Source organism: Prosthecobacter sp. (assembly GCF_044222345.1).
Classification (GTDB): domain Bacteria; phylum Verrucomicrobiota; class Verrucomicrobiia; order Verrucomicrobiales; family Verrucomicrobiaceae; genus Prosthecobacter.
The window spans coordinates 23,775-41,372 of sequence record NZ_JBGANL010000023.1; the positions used below are offsets into that span (position 1 = coordinate 23,775).

Genomic DNA, 17,598 nt, shown 5'->3' on the forward strand with positions numbered 1-17,598 from the left:
AACCGGACAATAAATATTGGAGGCGTGCAATGTTTCTACTTGCGGTAGTCCGCGCCGGTGAGGCTGTGCAGCACGGACTGCTGCCAGTCGTGAAGTTCGGCTTGCAGCTTTTTGGCGATGTCGGGCTGTTGCTCAAAGACGCTGGTCTTTTCAGCAGGATCTGTGGCGAGATCGAAAAGCTCTTGTTTCACTGCCCCGCCCTTCTTCTGCTCATGCACCACCAGTTTGTAATGACCGTCGATGATGGCACGTGGGCCGAGGTAATCGGCGTCAGTGATGGTGGTATGACGATAATTGCTGAAGTCGCGCGTGGCTTTGCCTCCTGCCTTTTTGGCAAGAGGCGTAGTGCCTTGCTGCAGCTGGGGATCGATATAGGGCTCGGCCTTGCTGAGATGAGTGGCGTCGAATTGCCAGAACCAAAGCGGCTTGGGGCGCTCGGTCATTTTTCCATCCAGCACAGGCAGGAGGTCGGTGCCATCGATGGGGCGGTCCGGCAGCGCCTGGCCGGTGAGGGCGCAGAGCGTGGACAGGAGGTCGCTGGTAGTGGCGCGAAATTTCGTGCTGCGTGGCTGCGGGATGCGCGCGGGCCATTCGATGAGGCCGGGGACAAGCACGCCGCCCTCGTAGACCTGCCCCTTCACACCGCGATGCGGCAGGACGAGCGAGCCATCGGCAGAGGTGCCGTTGTCGCCACAGTAAAAGAGCAGCGTGTTTTCGCGCAGGCCGCTGGTGGCGAGATGCTTTCGCAGCGTGCCGATGGCACGGTCCATGGCGGTGATTTCGGCGTAGCGTTCGCGCAATACCTCGCCCAGAGGACGTGTCGTCGGGCCACCGGTTTCGTTGGAGGTGAGCCTGACCTTCTTGTCTTTGTATTTGGCGGGCAGATCATCGTAGAGCCCGAGATCCTCCGGCAGGCCGCTGTAGGGCTCATGCGGGGAGCCGAACCACACGACGGTGAAGAAGGGTTTCTTATCTTTGCAGGCGCGGTCGATGAACTTGATGGCTTCATTGATGATGACGGCGGAGCCTTCGCCATGGATGACTTCAGGCGGGCCGCCGTTGCGCGAGAGGGACGGATTCAGTTCAAAGAAGTTGTCGTGTGAGACCCACTCATGAAATCCCATCGCGCCAGGGCTCGTTGGTGAAGAAGATTTGACCGGGCCGAGGTGCCATTTGCCAAAATGGCCGCAGTGGTAGCCGGCTTTGGCAAGGATGCGCGCGATGGTGATCTCCTCCGGGCGGATGGAGAAGCCGGGATTGAAGGTGCCCATGCGGTTCGGATGACGGCCCGTCATGAAGCTGGCGCGGGTGGGCGAGCAGCTCGGATGTGCAGCGTAGAAGTTTTCGAAGCGAAAACATGTCGCGGCCATGTCATCGAGCACCGGCGTTTTCACATGGGGATGGCCGTTGTAGCCTGTCTCCTCCCAGCCGTGGTCGTCGCCCATCATCAGGATGATGTTGGGAGGCTCCGCAGCAAATGACGGAGCACTAATGGAGAGTGACGAAAGAAAGATGAGAGCGAGCAGGCGTTTCATAAAGCGTGCGGTTCACTTCTTCGTCGGCGGCACCACGGGGCCGGTGCCTTGCGGGCTCTTCGTGCGCGGCTTCTCGATCTTCACGGCCCCGGCAGGAAGTTTTGCGGGATCAAAGGTCGAAGGCTCTGTAACCGGGAGCACCTTAAGACGAAGGTCTTTGATGTGCACGCTGTTCGGATTGCCGCGATGAAGCTGAATGGCGAGCAATCCTGACAGGGCACGTTTCTTGTCATCGTAGTCGGTCAGTTCAGAGGTGATCTTGCCGTTGATCTTGTGCACGAGATGATTGCCGCGTGCGATGATGGTGTACTCGTTCCACTGCGATACATCGACCTTCACCGGCTCATGCGTGGAGAGCTTCCACAGCGCGCCTTGAGGGTCGAGCATGACGTTGGTGCCATTGAGGCCGAAAATGCCGCGTCCCTTTTCTTCATAGGTCATGCCTGTGTGCTCCATCGCGGGATGGATGTCGATCTGATACCCCGTGATGACCCAGGGTGCGACCTCTGGCAGCTCGCGGCTGCGGTATTGAATGCCGGAGTTGTTGTCGCCTTCCACGCGCACGGTGGCGTGAAGTTCGAAATCCTTCACCACGCCGCCGCGCCAGATGAGGAAGGAATTGTTGGGCATGGCATCGGGTCCGGTGCAGGTGCCGATGACTTCCCCGTTTTCCACCTTCCAGAGCTTGGGGTCGCCATCCCAGCCGGTGAGGTCTTTGCCATTGAACAGCGAGGTGAAACCATCCTCGGCCGAAGCTACGGCGGCGAATAGGAACATGGAGAGGAGTGCGGCAGATCTCATGGTGCGTGGATGGTGAGTTGAATCGGGTGGGGCAGGAACAACGGGGCTGCACAGTGATTTCTCGTCTCGCTTGCAACTTTCTCACTTCATTCCCTGTTGGTTTGCTTCCATGCGTTCCCTTGCCCTCCTCTCTTTTCTCGTGCTGACAGCTTCGTTGTCTGCGCAGCAGCCACCCTATGATGTGTTTCCTGCGGCTGATCCGCCCTACTACCGCGTGCGCTATGAAGCCTCCACCCAGCCGGGGGAGCTGATCTTTCCGGTGAACTACACGGTGTGGGTGCCGCCAGGCGTGAAATCCCTGCGCGGGGTGATCGTGCACCAGCACGGCTGCGGTGAGGGCTCGTGCAAATCTGGCCTCACCGGCGCCTATGACCTGCACTGGCAGGCGCTTGCCAGAAAGCACGACTGCGCATTGCTGGCACCGTCTTATGAGCAGCCGGAGAAGGCCGACTGCCAGATGTGGTGCGATCCGCGCAATGGATCGGATGCGGCGTTTCAAAAGGCGCTGGTGGATCTGGGAGCGAAATCCGGCCATCCTGAACTCGCGAAGGTGCCGTGGGCGCTGTGGGGACACAGTGGCGGCGGTCATTGGGCGGGAGGCATGACGCTTCTGCATCCGGACCGTGTGGCTGCCGCGTGTTTGCGCTCCGGCGTGCCGATGCTGGAGGCCAATCCGGCGCGGCCCACAATCAAGGTCTACGCTCTGCCTCAGACAGTCGCTGGGGTGCCGATCATGTGCAATCTGGGCACCAAGGAAGGTGTGACGGTCAAGGAAGGGCGCTTTGCCGGGGCATGGGCTGCAAACGAAACGTTCTTCACCGCTGTGCGTGCGAAGGGCGGACTCATCGGCGTATCGGTCGATCCCTTGACCTCGCATGAGTGCGGCAATCAGCGTTACTTTACCATCCGCTGGCTGGATGCCTGCCTGACCACAAGGCTGCCAGAAAAGAGCGGCGGCGCGCTGAATCCGATGCCGACGAAAAACTCCTGGCTCGCTGCGCTGCTCGGGACTGAAGCCACGCCTGCCGCCAAGTTTGCTGGCGAAAAAGAGAAGTCCGTGTGGCTGCCGAATGAAGCGGTCGCCAAGGCCTGGGAGGTCTATGTCAAAGACACCGCCGTCCCAGACACCACCCCGCCGCCAGCGCCTACGGGGCTGCAGGTGAAAGACAACGTGCTCACCTGGAAAGCGAAAGCCGACCTGGAAAGCGGCCTGGCCCATTTCATCATCGAACGTGATGGCAAAGAGATCGGCAACGTGCCAGAGCAACCGAAGAACTCCTTTGGCCGTCCGGTTTTCCAAGGCCTGCAATACAGCGACACGCCAACCAATCCGCTGGTGGAGATGATTTTCACCGATAAAGCCCCTGAGGCCGGTAAAAAGCACCAGTATCGCGTGATCGCGGTGAACACGGCGGGGCTGAAATCCGAGTAAAAGGGCGTGTTTCCTGCTGCAACACGGGGTGCTCTGGCTACGTATTAGCCGGACCCCCAAATCATGAACAGACGCCGTTTCATTCTCCAATCTCTGGGCACCTCCCTCGCCCTGCCAGGACTCCCCTCCCTCATGGCTGCGAATGTGGGCGGAAATTCCGCGATCAAAGCTGCCAAGGGAGCAGGCGCTGGAGCGCGCCGGTTTGTGGCCATCGGCAATCTGCTGGGCTATCAGACGAAGCAGCTCTTTCCGACCACCAAGGGCCGCGATTATGAGAAAACCGCACTGCTGGAGCCGCTGTGGGAAAACCGCAGCCAGATGACGGTCTTTCGCGGCCTTGATCACGGTGTGAAGGGCGGGCACTTCGCGGTGCATTCGTTCCTTTCCGGGGTGCTGAACTCCGAGGCGCAAAACCGCCCGGATGGCAATGTCACCATCGACCAGTATCTCGCGGACGAGATCGGCTTCGAGACGCGGTTTCCTTCGCTGACTGTCGGCTCAGAAGGCGGCATTCACGGCGGCTGCCAGATCGCCTGGACGAAGTCGGGCGTGCGTGTGCCTCCCGTCACAAATCCTTCACAGCTGTTCGAGAAGCTTTTCGTCAGTGACTCCACGGAACGCCAGGCACGCCGGGTGCAGGAAAACAAGGTGCAGTCATCCATTCTCGATTCGGTGATGGACGAGGCGAACCGCCTCTCCAAGCGCGTGAACAAGGAGGACAAAGACAAGCTGGATGAGTACCTCACTTCCGTGCGCGACGTGGAGAAGCGCCTGGAACTGCGCCAGCGCTGGGTCAGCCAGCCGAAGCCCAAGGCCCCTTTTGACAAGCCCGCAAATCACAACGCCGTGGAAGACCTGCCGATCCTCTATGAGCTGATCGCGCTGGCGCTGCAGACGGACAGCACGCGCATCGCCACGCTGGAAATCGGCGGCGACTTCATGCCGCAGCATCTCGGCATCAAGAAAGACTGGCACGGCCTCTCGCACCACGGCAATGACCCGGAAGCCATCGCGAGCCTCATCACGCTGGAAAAGTACCAGATCGAGCACTTGGGCAAATTCATCACGCGGCTCTCGAAGATGAACGATGGCGACCGCACGCTGCTGGATTCCACCACCGTGCTCTTCGGCAGCGGCATGGGCGATGGCAATTCGCACAAGAACTCCGACCTGCCCATCATCCTCGCGGGTGGCGGCTACAAGCATGGTGAATTCCGCGAAGTGCCGCGTGAGGGCATCAACAAGGTGCCGCTCTGCAATCTCTTCGTGGACATCGCGCAGAAGATGGGCGTGGAAACGGATTCCTTTGGCAACAGCACCGGGCGCTTCTCTTGATGAGCATGATGGCTCCGACCCCGCGCCTCAGCGCATTGCTTTGTCTCGCGCTCCTCACCACGGCCCATGCCGCCGACGATGCCCCCAAGCTCGCCCAGCAGTTCCTCGGGAAATACTGCCTGGAGTGCCATGACGCGGATGTGCAAAAGGGCGATCGCGCCTTTGAGAAGTTTGCGCTGCCGCTGAAGTCCGTTCCTGATCTCATCGATGCGCGCGACATCATCGACCAGCTGACCTTGAAGGAGATGCCGCCGAAGAAGGCGGATCAGCCCACTGATGAAGAGCGCCTCGCCATGATCCGCGCGCTGCGCGAAGGCACAGTGGCCGCCTATGGCAAATTTCAGAGCACTGGCAGCCGCACCGTCATGCGCCGTCTTTCCAGCCGCGAGTATGAGAACACCCTCGCCGTTTTGTTTGGCCGCAGGGTGGACACGCTGGGCCTCACGGCGGATTTCCCAAAAGAGAAGACGAGCCAGCACATGGACAACATCGGCAAGTCGCTGGTGACCTCCGGCTTTCTCGTGGATCAATACTTCCAGTCCGCGAATCGCCTCGTCGAGGCGCGACTCGGCAAGCCGGCGACCGAGCCGAAGAACTGGCGCTTCAACAGCCACTTTGTTCAGTACGAGGAGCTGACCGGCTCCCACAAGTCCGCCTTCAACTTCCGTTACCTCTGTCTTTACGAGCAGCCGAACACCGACACCCGTCAGGGCGGCTACGGCCATATCGAAGACTTCAAGCAGGGTGTGCCCGTCTCCGGCCTTTACGACATCGAGGTGGAGGCTGCCGCAATGCACCGGGACACGCACTACGATCCCGCCATCTTTGGCATCGACTTCTCAGAGCCTTTCATCCTTGGTGTTGTGCCGGGAGATGTCACCAAAGGCCACATCCATTACCCGCAGGCCATTGAGCCGCTGCTCGCAAGCACCGTGGTGCCGGACAACACGCCTACCTGGTTCAAATTCCGCGTGTGGCTGGAGGCCGGGCAAACACCGCGCTTCATCTTCCCGAACGGTCCGTATGAATCACGCGCCTCCGTGGTGACGATCAACAAACGCTACAAGGACGAGTTCAAGGCGGACACAGGATCCTCGGGCGTTGGCCGTGCCCACATCCTGCTGGAAGGCAAGCTGCCACACATCCGCATCAGCGAGATCAAGATCAACGGGCCCGTGCCTGAAGAAAAAGGCGGCGCCGAGGAGATCGCCGTGTTTGGCAAAGACGGTTTCCAGGTAGAGCATGCGATGGAGCAGCTCCAGGCCTTCGCCGAGAAAGCCTACCGCCGCCCTCTTACCGACGCCGACCGCCAACCCATCCGCGCTCTTTATGACAAGCGGCTGGCCGAAAAAGCCACACCGCGCCAGGCCGCGCTGGATGCACTGAAGCTCATCCTCTGCTCCCCCTCATTCCTTTACCTCAGCGAGATCACTGAAGAGTCCGCGAAAGCCCTGAGTTCCTACGATCTCGCCTCGCGCCTCTCCTACGCCCTCTGGGCTGCTCCACCCGATGCAGCGCTGCTCGCCGCCGCCAAGTCCGGCAAGCTCACACAGGATGCCGAGCTGAAAAAGCAGATTCAGCGCATGCTCGCCGATGACCGCATCAGCGGTTTTGTGGGCGGCTTTCTGGACAGCTGGCTGAACCTCCGTGAACTCGGCGGCATGCCCCCGCCGCGCGAGGTCGTGCGCGCCTATTATGCGGAGGATCTTCCCACCTCCATGAAAACCGAGGCCCAAGTTTTTTTCCGCGATCTGCTGAAAAGCAATGGCTCCGTGATGCAGTTCATCGACTGCGATCACAGCTTCGTGGACAAGAAGCTGGCCAAACTTTACGAACTGCCCGAGCAGAAGACCCTGCGCCTCGCCGATGGTTTCCAAAAGGTCAGCCTGAAAGGCAATGCGCATCGTGGTGGCCTCATGGGCATGGCTGCCGTGCTTACCGTGAGTGCGAACGGCGTGGAAACCTCGCCCGTGACCCGTGGCGTTTGGGTTACCGAAAACATTCTCGGCGTCCCGCCACCGCCGCCGCCAGATGTTGTTCCCGCCATTGATCCAGATGTCAGCGGAGCCACCACCATCCGCGACCGCCTTGCCAAACACCGCGCCGATGCCGCCTGCGCCGAGTGCCATCGAAAAATTGATCCGCTCGGCTTCAGCCTGGAATCCTTCGACCCCGTCGGTCGCTGGCGCGACAACTACCCGAAGGTGAACAAAAAAGCCCCGCCTCCCAAGATCGACACCACGGGCGAATTCCCTTCCGGCGAGACCTACACCGACTTCGCCAGCTTCAAGAAACTCATCCACGACACCCGTGCCGACCTTTTCAGCCGCCACCTCATCCGCCAGATCCTCACCTACACCACCGGGCGCACCATGGAGCTCAACGATGACTTCATCATCGACAAGCTCCACGACAAAGTGAAGAAGCAGGGACTTGGCCTGAACACGCTGATGGTTGAGTGTCTGATGAGCGAGGTGTTTCGGTCGCGGTGATCTGTTGGTGAGAAGTCGCCCACGTTGCGACGAGCATTCAAGCAACGCGCCAGCGTCATGGAGTGCGGTGGCAGAGATGCACGGCGCAAGCCTGCATCGACGACACCGCTTTCGCGAGGCGCTGAGTGTCGCAGGTCTTCCCGTGCCGTCCGGCCTGCGAAAAGCGGTGTGGCGCTGCGCTTCCCACCGCACTCCAAGACGCTTCGCGCTCGCGTGAGCGCTGGAGTAGTCGGAAGTTGGCTTTTTACTTCACTGCAGGCGCAGCTGGAGCCGCCTCAGGCTTCGCCTTCTTCGGCGGCGCGATGCGAGGCGTCAAAAAGGAATCAATCAGCGCCTTGTCAGCCTCGCACTTCGCACCACCTGCCGGGATCTCCACACCCGCAGACCACAGCACGCCATTGATCACCAACTGCCGCATGCCGGCCTGTTCCCAGGCACCATGCGCATCCAGCCCACTGAAGCTGAACGAGTGCCCACCGCTTGGGCGGTCATAGGTCCACGCCACGATGTCTTTGTCTCCACCTTCCGGCGAGCCCAGTTTTTCTTTGCCCGACCACACCAGCGGCGTGATCCCCTTCATCTCGGCGGGAAACTGAAAGTGGTTCAGCCACCCGTCATTGATCTTCCACGGTGTGACACCGCTGGTGATCGCATGCTTCGGAAACACATCATGCACGCTGTCCCAATGGCCGCGGCTGGAGAGCGCATTGTACGCCGCCCCGGTCCAGTTCATCGACTGCGCTGCAAACGCCGGTGTGAACTCCACCGCCTGATGAAGGTTCACCAGTCCCGTCTTGCCATCGGCCATCTTTTGCACCGTGGCCACATGCTCCGGTGAGCCGAGGTAGGCCTGCTTGCCACCGCCATCGGTGTAAAAAACCAAGGCAGCCGCGCCCTCAAACACCTTCTCATCGGCAGGCCATTCTTCGTTCACCAGCACCGCATCCACACCCGGCGTCTGCTTGAGCAGCACCTGCATAAGGCGGCAGCCGCCGAGGTAGTCATGATGGCCCGCCTTGTCCACCTCCTTCACCTTGCCGGCGACGAGGACGATCTTGACGCTGTCAGCCGCCCAGGAGGAGGCGGTGCACAGGGCTGAAGCAGCGAGAGAGAGCAGGAAACGGGAGCGGGAAATCATGGCAGGTAAGTGGAAGGCTGTCTAAACGAACGCACTCACCTGGAAATGTCTCCCAATCTTCACGGCCGGGCGATCTGGCCGTCGCGCTGAAACATCTGCCAGTCCGCTGCATAGTCCGCATTGATGAGCCATGAGGCCGTGGTTTTGTCTCCAGCAAATGAGGCGAAGGGGGCCGTGGTCAGAGTTTGATAGCCGCCCTGGGTGACGTCCCAATTCTTGCCGAGAGATCCGCTCTCAAGCATCAGTACATTCAGCTTCACCGGACCTTTGAGCGGGTCCGCGTCCGCAGGCACGCGTGCTGCGAAGGTGTGGCGCAGGAAGGAAAACACCAGCGGCCAGGTCTTCTCCCCCGGTCCGTGTCCCGTCTTCGGTTCGACGGCATAATTCCAGAGCGCGTTGTGCTTCTTCCTCATGGCTTCGACGACGCCCATGTTTTCTTCTTTTGAGGGCCGGGCAAAGAAGGCGTCATCTTCCCCAAAGATCACCAATCCGGGGATCTGGGCTGCACCAGGTTGATAGACTTGATACGTCGTGCCTGGGCGCATGGAAACCCAACCCCAGACGCGGGTGCTTTCGGCGGAAAAGATGGCGGAGAAGCCGGTGCCATTCGAGTGGCCGTAGAGAAAGAGGGGCGCATTCTCCAGTTCCGCATGCTGCGCTCTCTGCCCAAATGTTTTGAGCCGCTCATACAGCAGGCTCCGCGGCCAGAACCCACGCTGCATGGGGTTCCCATTAAACTTGAACAGCGCCAGGTGCAGCTCTCGCGCTATCTTCCTCAGCTCAGCATGCTTGTACAGCGCCTCTCCGCTGCCATGGCCGGACATGACCACGATGCCCCTGGCCTGTGCCACGCCATCCGGAATCCACAGGTCAAACTTCACGTCCTCTCTTTTGCCTTCGCCCTTTTCTTTCACCGCTTGCTGCCACTGCTCATCAGTGAGTTTCCAGTCCCAGCTCCGCTCCACCGCCTGCTGCGGCGAAGGCGTGCCCCACTTCGCTTCATCCAGCACACCATCCCAGTTCTTCTGGCCCTTCACCTGAGTGTTGGCCCGCACCCAGCCGAGGCTGTGGCATTCGGGCAGTTGCAGGGTTTCGGTGAGTTCAATGTCAGCGGCATGGAGATTTGCCAGCAGCAATGCGGCGACGAGAAGGAACGGCTTCATGAAATGGGTGAATGAGACTAGGCGATGAGCTCTTTCAGCACGCCGGAGCTGTCCCCATGCCGCTCGACGTTCACGCCCACACCATGGAGAAGCGTCAGCCACGCATTGCACAGCGGCGTGTCTTTCGGGGCGACGATGTTGTGGCCCAGCTTGATGCCGGCACCTCCGCCGGTGAGCAGCGTGGGGCAGTTGTCGAGGCTGTGTTCCGTGCGGATGTTGCTGCCGTAGGCGAGGGCGATGTTGTCAAAGAGACGGCTGCCGTCGGCTTCCTTGGTGGCTTTGAGTTTGTCGAGGAATCCCGCGAGCAGATCGCTCTGCGTGAGATCGCGCTGTTTGGAAGCCTCCAACTTTTCACCCATGGTCGAGTGGTAATGGCTCATGTCATGCGGGGCCACCTTGATGCCGATGCTGGTGAGCAGGGTGCTGACTGGCTGGCGGTAGGTGAGCACGCGGGTGCTGTCTGTCTGCATTGCCGCGAGCATGATGTCATACATGATCTTGATCTCTTCTTTTCCAGCGAGACCGGGTGCAGGTTCGGGTATCGGTGCCTTGGGCTGCGGCACGCCGATCCACTGCTCGTCCTTGCTCAGGCGTGTTTCGATGTCGCGGATGCCCTGGAAGTATTCATCGAGCTTGCCCTTGTCCGTTTTTCCGAGACCTCGCTGCATGACGCGCGCATTCTCCATCACGGTGTCCAGCACGCTGCGCTTCTGCGCCAGCATGGCCTTCTGCTGCTCGATGGGCGTGGTGTCCTTGGAAAAGAGCCTGTGGTAGGCCTCCACGGGGCCTTTGTGTCCGCCGATGGGTTTGCCGCTGACATCCCATGCCATCGAGAGCCCTGGGCCGTGTCCTGATGCCTCCGCATTTTCGCTGCCATTGAGTTGCAGGGAGGCAAAGCGGGTGTCGAGGCCGAGCTTTGCTGCCGCGACCTGATCGGCGGAGATGCTGTTGTGAAAGTTCTGCCCCGGTTCGCCAAAACGGTTCGCCCCGGTGAGCCACATGGTGCTGCCCCAGTGGCCATCGTTGCTGTACTTGTTCCAAAGCCCCTGCACCACGCTGAAGTCCGCCTTGTGCCGTGCCAGTGGTTTAAGTCCTTCAGGCAGGGTGTAATCCGCTCCCGGTTGCTTGATGTCCGGAAACCAGCTCTCCGTCGTGATCCCCCAGCCAAAACCGAGAAAGACCAGCCGCTTTGGTGGAGTTGCTGGAGCCGCCGCCGAGGCAAAGCGGCGGAAGCCAAGAGATTCCAGTGCCGGCAGGGCAATGAGCGCGGTGCTGGATTGAAGAAAGTGGCGGCGCCGGATGGGTGAGGTGCTCATGATGCTTTTTCGTTAAGAGATTACTTCGTATGGAACTCCTGACTTGCGACCAATGCGTGAATGAACTCGCGGATGGCGAGGTCTTTCTTGTCGGCCTGCTGAATCATGCCTGCGACAAGGGGTTGATCACGGAAGCCGGGTGGACGGCCCAGCGCAAACTCAATCAAGGCCTCGCTGAAGCTGCGGGCAAAGGCGTCTGATTTGGAGGCGATGACGTCGCGCAGCCCAAAGAAGTCTTTGAACGCCGGGCCTTTGTAGAGCGCCGCTGCGGCTTCGATGGTCCAGGTCTTTTTGCTTTTGGGATCAGGCTTGCCGTTTGCGTCGACCGCCATGTAGCTGTCCTCGGTGCGCCACTGTCCGGCGGCATCGAAGTTCTCCAAGCCAAAGCCAATGGGGTCGATCTTGCGATGGCAGCTGGCGCACTGCGGGTCCTCCTGATGCGCGAGCAATCGCTCGTGCGTGGTCAGCACTTTGCCTGCAAGCCGTGTGATCGCGGGGACATTGGCAGGCGCGGGTGGTGGCGGATCATGCAGCAGCTTGCGCAGCACCCAGGCGCCGCGTTCGACCGGGCTGGTACGTTCGCCATTGCCACCCATGAAGTGAATGGCTGCCATGCCGAGCAAGCCACCGCGTGGTGAGTCCTTTGGCAGCGACACTTTTTCATAGCCATCTCCCTTCACTCCAGGAATGCCGTAGTAGTGGGCGAGCACGCGATTGATCAGCACGTAATCAGACTTCAGGAGGTCACGCAGGCTGGCGTTGTTTCGCATGAGGTACGCCATGGTTTCATGGATCTCCCCTTTGGCGGCGACCTTGGTGCCGCTGTCAAAGCGCGGATACAGTGAACGATTGACCTCAAAAAAGTCGATGCGATCCAGGCCGAGCCACTGATGCGTGAAGGCTTCGAGGAAATCTGCGGAACGCGGGTCATTGAGCAGGCGCTCCGTCTGCGCTGCGAGCACCTCCGGCTTTTTCAAATCACCGTTCCGCCCCAGATCCAGCAGCTGCTTATCCGGCGGCGCACTCCAAAGAAAATACGAAAGCCGCGTGGCGAGTTCCATCCCCGTCAGCTCCCGACGTTTCTCGTCTGACGTAGGTTCCGCGAGGTAGAGATACATGGGGGAGGACAGCACCACGGCCAGAGTCTCCTTCAGCGCTGCGCTGTGCTTGTCTCCCGCCTTGCGGCGCACGTCATAGAGACCTAGCAGGCGATCGATGTACTCCTTCGGTGGCGTTGTGCCACGGAAGGCCTCCGTGGCAAACCGCTCCAGCGCCGTGCGCAGTTCGGGCGCGGCAGGAGCGGGAGATTTGTCATCCAGTGGAATACCAAGCGCTGCGATGCCCGGCGGCTTGGGCTTGTCGGTTTTCGGCACACGCTCCACTTCGATCCAGTCCACCCACAGCGTCAGCTCGGGCCCGATGCCGTTGCGCTTCACTGCCTCGGCCCGCTTGCGCCCGCCCTCCTCATTGGTGTCCCAGCTGCCCTTTTCACGCACAAACAGCAGTCGGTTCTCACGTGTCATGTTGCTGCGTGTCAGAGTCAGCGGAATCTCAATCACTTGGGGATTTTCCATCGTGCCGGTGATTTCATGGGTGGCCATGACACGCCCCGTCCGCGCATAGATGCCGAAGTCGAGGAAACGCCTTTCCGCAGGTGCGTCCTTGGTCGCTGCGGCCTTCACGCGCACGATGTAATCTCCCACCGGCCAGTCAAAAGGCACCAGCAGTTCAATGTAGTTCACATTGAGCTCCGCCGGATGCCGTGTCTGCGTGCCAAGATAGGCCCCCTTCTCCACCGCAGGCTGCGCCATGTAGTACTGGTGATACTTCAGCCAGCCTGCACCCAGTGAATCGTTGGCCAGATCGGCGTCGTTTTCGCCTTTCTTATCAAAGCCAAAGGTACGTGGATTCGGTGCGCCGGGAATCCGTGCCCACTCGCGCCGGAAGATGCTGTCGTTTTTCGATTCCTTGCGGATCTTGGCCACGATGTCCTTGTTCTCAGGCCTGGCCGCCGCTTCCTCCACCGCCTTCACCCAGTTCTGCGCCCGCTTCTGCGCATCAATCTGATACTCCACGAATTTCTTCACGATGGGCGTCGTCGTCTCGGCTTCATAGTGCAGCTTTTTCTCCACGCCCGCCGCCGCCTGCCACGCAAACGCTTCCTCCACAGCCTCGCGTCCCAGCAGCTGGTATTGCTCAAACTGGTTCGCCGACATGAAAAGATTCGCCCCCACCGTGTCAAAGCCACCCGCGCCGCTGTCTGCGGGCAGATCAGACACATTGACGTCCACGCCGAGCAACTCCCGCAACGTATTCTTGTATTCACGGCGGTTCAGCCGCCGCATGGTGATCACGCCATTTTGATCCCCCAAAGTGCGCCGCGCCGCGACCATCACGTTTGCCAGATCATCGAGAAAATCAGCCTTCGCAGCATTCGCCGGCTGCTTCTCGTCCTCCGGCGGCATGTCGCCGGAGTTCATCTGATTGAGAACCTTCTGCCACTTCTCCGCCGTTTCGATGTCCTTGATCTCAAACGGAAGGTCGTCCACACGAAACTTCCCTTTCTGCCTTTCCGGTCCATGGCATGAAACACAAGTCTCCTGGAACAAAGCCATGTGACGTTGATCCATCACGGCGCGACCCTGGGCCTCAATGGCGTGAGTGGGGGCATAAGCGGACAGCAGGAGGGCGAGTGGCAGTAACGGACGGTTCATCAGGAGAAGAAACAAACGCATTTGGACGATCCATGTATCTCGCCATCAGCATCAAAACCAGACGAAGAAAAACATATTTACGCAGCCCGGCCTTTTGCTCCACCGCGGCTCGATGGCGCTGACCTTCTTCACCCCAAACTCAAGAGGGAAAAGCGCTTAGCAAACCCCAAAGAATGAGCGTACACGACGAAATTCAAGCCTGCTTCATGGATATGCAGGACTAACTGAAACATGGCCTCCTCGTGTTTGATTTCATCCGCAGAGCCTGCATGCAGAACAGCTGCGACGGCATAGATACGGATGACTGGCTGAGAGGCTCCTGTCGTTGGCTTTGTCGGTTCTCCTGGAACCGTAGGTGCGGAGACCTTCGGTGGAGCAACAGGGGCAGAGCCGAACGTTGGCGTTTTGACCCGCGTGATTCTATACCCGAGGACGGGCGGACTTCCGGTACTGCCAGTCGAAGGCGTCGCATCCAATAGGGGGTTCAGGCTGCATTCCACCGCCACCGCGGCCAGGGCCACAGCCTGCAAAGGCGAAACCCGATGCAGTGTCAAACCATGTCTCAGCGCGGCTCTTCGCTCCACCATGGTGGCAGGCTGCTGAAGAAAAAGGAATCCTGCTGAGTGCCTTCCGGTGTTCGCACCGGTTCAATCATGACCTTGTAAGAGCTCCTGGGGGCTCCCTCAAACGTGACATCACAGAAATGCTTCCTGCCGAATCCGAGGGCAATGCCTGAACTCTCCGTGATGCGCTTCACCGGGTGGCGGTTCCATGCACGCATGAACCGCTGGATGGCTTCCTTCTTTCCTGGCCAGTCTGCACGCAGTGATTTTTCCCATGCAGCATCAGGCGCACCGCCCATCTGGTAGTTTTCAAACTCCTTGCTCTGGGTGTCGTTTTTCAGCTCGGCCAGCACCGTGGGTGAGAGCAGATCGTCAAACGCCTCTGTCGCATCCTCAATGGCGCAAGCGTAGAAGAATGAGCGTGCCGCATGCATCACGGTGTCGCTCGGATATTGGTAATTGGGACCGCGCTGGAGCGCGTCTGTCCAGTCCGTCACGGTGATGAAATTTTGCGCACGTTTCATGATGTCTCCCGGCGCTCTCACCATGATTTGTTGATTGTCGGTTGTCGCCCTGGCCTCATGTCCGGAGCCATCCCGGATGATGGCATCCAGCCCGCCGGAGATGATGTCGGAGGCAAAGGTGTGATGCAGGGAAAATGTTCGCGTCCTGCTCTCCGCAAGTCCCGCTGCAGCCTCCGATGAATCAGCGAGGAGCTTGTAACGCAGTTTGATGCGGGCGGAGCTGTCCGCAAATCCAACCACCTGCAACAGGCCCGAACTCCCGTCTTGAGTGTGAAATAGAATGGCTTTCGCTGCTCCGTCTGGATCGAGTTCGGGCTGGTCGAAACGCACAAATGGAAGTGCGGGGCTTTTGGCGTCTGCTGCGCGATCCGCCATGAGCATCACCTGCGCCGCCTCCGCTTTCGCAAATGAGAGGTCTGTAGATACCAGCGATCCACCCAAAAATACCAGCGTGATGCGCGGCTCTGTGCTGACCGCCATGAGATCAGCACCTGTTTCTTCCGCCCACTGCCGGATCGGGGCTTCCACTTCAGGTGGTGTTTGCCCCTGGGTGAATCGAATTTTCATGGCTTTGAGAACATCCTCGGGCGCTGCCACGAACTTCCCGGTGTCGAGATCGAGAAAGGATTCATGGGGAGCACCTCCTGGCAGGCGAATGATGCGTTCAACGACGGGACCAAAGACCGCAGTTCGGTGTCTTGCAGTGGCACGCGGTGCATCGACACGAGATGCCAGATAGATGACAAACATGAGGCCAAGCAACGCCAGCAGAATCACACCCGCTATGATCAGCGGGCGCAGACAGCCATTCTTTCTTTTGAGTGCGGGCTGGGAAATGGCACGTGGCTGCACAGCCGCCTCCACCTGCGTGCGGAATTCTGCCGCCGTCTGGTAGCGCAGCTCCGGTGTCCGCTCCAGCGCCCGCAGCACGATCTCGTCGATGCGCACATCCACCTGCACACGCTTTGAGGGCATCTCAATTTTTTCCTTCGGCCGCTGGCCGGTGAGCATCTCGTAAAGCACGACACCGAGAGAGTAGATGTCCGCCCGATGATCGGCGGTGCCATTCGCTTGCTCCGGCGCTGCGTAATCCGGGGTGCCGCAGGGGAGTGAACCGGGCACGCTGGTTCCCGGCTCATTGTCATATGCGAAGGCTCCCTCCTTACCGCCGATCATCTTCGCGATGCCAAAATCAGCAATTTTGACCACGCCTGCCTTGTCGATGAGCAGGTTCTCGGGCTTGATGTCACGGTGCACGATGCCGTGATCGTGCGCGCATTGCAACGCCTCGCATACGGGTGGCACGATGCTCAGCGCCTCCTTGGGTGTAAGCCGCCTTGCTTGCATCAACTGGCGGAGATTCATCCCATCCACGAATTCCATGAGAAGGTAGAAGAATCCGCCCGACTGCCCAAAGTCATGCACGGTCACGATGTGCGGATGACTGAGCTTTGCGAGCGCCTGCGCCTCGCGCTGGAAGCGTGCGGAGAACCCTGGCTGCCCCGCGAGTTCCTCCGGCAGGATCTTCAGCGCGACAAAACGATCAAGCTGCGGCTGGCGCGCCTTGAAGACCGCGCCCATCCCACCGCTGCCGATCAGGCAGGAGACTTCCAGGTGGGGGAAAGCCGCTCGAACGGCTTCCAAACTCGGCGGCTCATGAGGCCCTGATATTCCGTCCATCGTCGGTGCCAGGGCCTTGGCATAGACACAGCGCGGACAAAGTCCATTGGCAGAGCCCTCGGGAATGGGCTGGCCGCATTGAGAGCAGGGATGTGATGTTTGGGGTGTCATGCCTGTTCCTTGAAGACTCGGAGCGAAATGTTACACCCATTTATCCATGCACGGAGCAAAGGTAGCGCAGTTCGTCCTCGACGTTTTCGTGCTCGTCCAGTGTCTGCGCAATTTCATGCCGTAGCAGTTCGCGGAATCGTTTGCGCAGGCGATGCACGGCCACTTTCACCGCGCCTTCGCTCATGCCCAAAGCACGCGCCGTCACTGCGTGGGATGCGACCTCGTCACCCATCAGCCACGGCCGCAGCGCTTCAAACTGCCCTTCCCGTCCGTTCAGGTGCTCCGCTGCTAGCGCGGCCACAGCCCGGTTCATCACCTCGACAGCCCATTCACGGTCGAAAGCCTCCACCATGGGGGTGACCGTGGGGTCTCCGATCATGAGCGCAGGTGAACCGTCCACCTCGGCATCCAAGGATTCATGCACCATGCCGCCGCCACGCTTGGCCCGGCGTGCGTGAGTCTGCAATCCGCTGACGAAGTATTTCACCGCACCCAGCAGATAGCTGCGAAACCGCCCGCGCTCCGGGTCCGGCCCGGGAAACCCACGCTGCAGCAAATGGGAAAAGAACGAATGTGCATGATCACGTGCCGCATCCTCATCAAATCCCTGCCGCCTCAAAAAAACAAACACCGGTTGATAGTACGCGGCGCATAGATCGCTCAACGCCGCCCTGCCTTCAGGCGATGCGGCGTTTGCACGCAGCACCAATGTCCAGCGTGTGGGCATGAACCTGCCGGTGGCGTGCGTGAATTGCATGAGGTCTCTGTGGATGACTTGGAGGTATGGGAACCAA

Annotated in this window: 11 protein-coding genes; 3 read left to right on the top strand and 8 right to left on the bottom strand. The window is 59.9% G+C overall.

Features of this window, described 5'->3' with window-relative positions; all coding sequences use genetic code 11:
• Nucleotides 1–35: 35 nt before the first annotated feature.
• The gene (locus tag ACILSL_RS13780; protein WP_395732619.1) at nucleotides 36–1,535 is read right to left on the bottom strand and encodes a sulfatase; all 1,500 of its coding nucleotides are present in this window, start codon (nucleotides 1,533–1,535) and stop codon (nucleotides 36–38) included.
• A gap of 12 nt (nucleotides 1,536–1,547) precedes the next feature.
• Nucleotides 1,548–2,336 carry a DUF1080 domain-containing protein gene (locus ACILSL_RS13785; protein WP_395732620.1) on the bottom strand — a complete coding sequence of 263 codons (789 nt, stop codon included), beginning with the start codon at nucleotides 2,334–2,336 and terminating at the stop codon, nucleotides 1,548–1,550.
• 109 nt (nucleotides 2,337–2,445) lie between these two features.
• Between ACILSL_RS13785 and ACILSL_RS13790 the strand changes: the two genes are divergently transcribed.
• From ACILSL_RS13790 to ACILSL_RS13800, 3 genes are all read left to right on the top strand, one after another.
• Complete coding sequence (locus ACILSL_RS13790; protein ID WP_395732621.1) at nucleotides 2,446–3,768, top strand: hypothetical protein; 1,323 nt, start codon at nucleotides 2,446–2,448, stop codon at nucleotides 3,766–3,768.
• A gap of 63 nt (nucleotides 3,769–3,831) precedes the next feature.
• Nucleotides 3,832–5,103, top strand: a complete 1,272-nt coding sequence (locus tag ACILSL_RS13795) for a DUF1552 domain-containing protein (protein WP_395732622.1) — start codon at nucleotides 3,832–3,834, stop codon at nucleotides 5,101–5,103.
• A 5-nt stretch (nucleotides 5,104–5,108) separates the two neighbouring features.
• Nucleotides 5,109–7,595: a DUF1592 domain-containing protein gene (locus ACILSL_RS13800; RefSeq protein ID WP_395732623.1), complete on the top strand. Its 2,487-nt coding sequence runs from the start codon at nucleotides 5,109–5,111 to the stop codon at nucleotides 7,593–7,595.
• A 244-nt stretch (nucleotides 7,596–7,839) separates the two neighbouring features.
• On the opposite strand, the gene ACILSL_RS13805 is transcribed toward ACILSL_RS13800, so the two are convergent.
• From ACILSL_RS13805 to ACILSL_RS13830, 6 genes are all read right to left on the bottom strand, one after another.
• Nucleotides 7,840–8,733, bottom strand: coding sequence for a ThuA domain-containing protein (locus ACILSL_RS13805; protein WP_395732624.1), 894 nt, complete (start codon nucleotides 8,731–8,733; stop codon nucleotides 7,840–7,842).
• A 59-nt stretch (nucleotides 8,734–8,792) separates the two neighbouring features.
• The gene (locus ACILSL_RS13810; RefSeq protein WP_395732625.1) at nucleotides 8,793–9,896 is read right to left on the bottom strand and encodes a hypothetical protein; all 1,104 of its coding nucleotides are present in this window, start codon (nucleotides 9,894–9,896) and stop codon (nucleotides 8,793–8,795) included.
• 17 nt (nucleotides 9,897–9,913) lie between these two features.
• Entirely contained in the window at nucleotides 9,914–11,212 is a 1,299-nt protein-coding gene (locus ACILSL_RS13815) for a DUF1552 domain-containing protein (RefSeq protein WP_395732626.1), read from the bottom strand.
• 20 nt (nucleotides 11,213–11,232) lie between these two features.
• The gene (locus ACILSL_RS13820; protein WP_395732627.1) at nucleotides 11,233–13,926 is read right to left on the bottom strand and encodes a DUF1592 domain-containing protein; all 2,694 of its coding nucleotides are present in this window, start codon (nucleotides 13,924–13,926) and stop codon (nucleotides 11,233–11,235) included.
• 562 nt (nucleotides 13,927–14,488) lie between these two features.
• The gene (locus ACILSL_RS13825) at nucleotides 14,489–16,804 is read right to left on the bottom strand and encodes a serine/threonine-protein kinase (protein ID WP_395732628.1); all 2,316 of its coding nucleotides are present in this window, start codon (nucleotides 16,802–16,804) and stop codon (nucleotides 14,489–14,491) included.
• A 40-nt stretch (nucleotides 16,805–16,844) separates the two neighbouring features.
• Nucleotides 16,845–17,561, bottom strand: a complete 717-nt coding sequence (locus ACILSL_RS13830) for an RNA polymerase sigma factor (protein ID WP_395732629.1) — start codon at nucleotides 17,559–17,561, stop codon at nucleotides 16,845–16,847.
• Nucleotides 17,562–17,598: the final 37 nt, after the last annotated feature.

Coding starts and splice junctions, on each gene's coding strand:
- ACILSL_RS13790 (WP_395732621.1), top strand. CDS start 2,446: ATGCGTTCCCTTGCCCTCCTCTCTTTTCTCGTGCTGACAGCTTCGTTG.
- ACILSL_RS13825 (WP_395732628.1), bottom strand. CDS start 16,804: ATGACACCCCAAACATCACATCCCTGCTCTCAATGCGGCCAGCCCATT.
- ACILSL_RS13815 (WP_395732626.1), bottom strand. CDS start 11,212: ATGAGCACCTCACCCATCCGGCGCCGCCACTTTCTTCAATCCAGCACC.
- ACILSL_RS13820 (WP_395732627.1), bottom strand. CDS start 13,926: ATGAACCGTCCGTTACTGCCACTCGCCCTCCTGCTGTCCGCTTATGCC.
- ACILSL_RS13780 (WP_395732619.1), bottom strand. CDS start 1,535: ATGAAACGCCTGCTCGCTCTCATCTTTCTTTCGTCACTCTCCATTAGT.
- ACILSL_RS13800 (WP_395732623.1), top strand. CDS start 5,109: ATGATGGCTCCGACCCCGCGCCTCAGCGCATTGCTTTGTCTCGCGCTC.
- ACILSL_RS13830 (WP_395732629.1), bottom strand. CDS start 17,561: ATGCAATTCACGCACGCCACCGGCAGGTTCATGCCCACACGCTGGACA.
- ACILSL_RS13805 (WP_395732624.1), bottom strand. CDS start 8,733: ATGATTTCCCGCTCCCGTTTCCTGCTCTCTCTCGCTGCTTCAGCCCTG.
- ACILSL_RS13810 (WP_395732625.1), bottom strand. CDS start 9,896: ATGAAGCCGTTCCTTCTCGTCGCCGCATTGCTGCTGGCAAATCTCCAT.
- ACILSL_RS13785 (WP_395732620.1), bottom strand. CDS start 2,336: ATGAGATCTGCCGCACTCCTCTCCATGTTCCTATTCGCCGCCGTAGCT.
- ACILSL_RS13795 (WP_395732622.1), top strand. CDS start 3,832: ATGAACAGACGCCGTTTCATTCTCCAATCTCTGGGCACCTCCCTCGCC.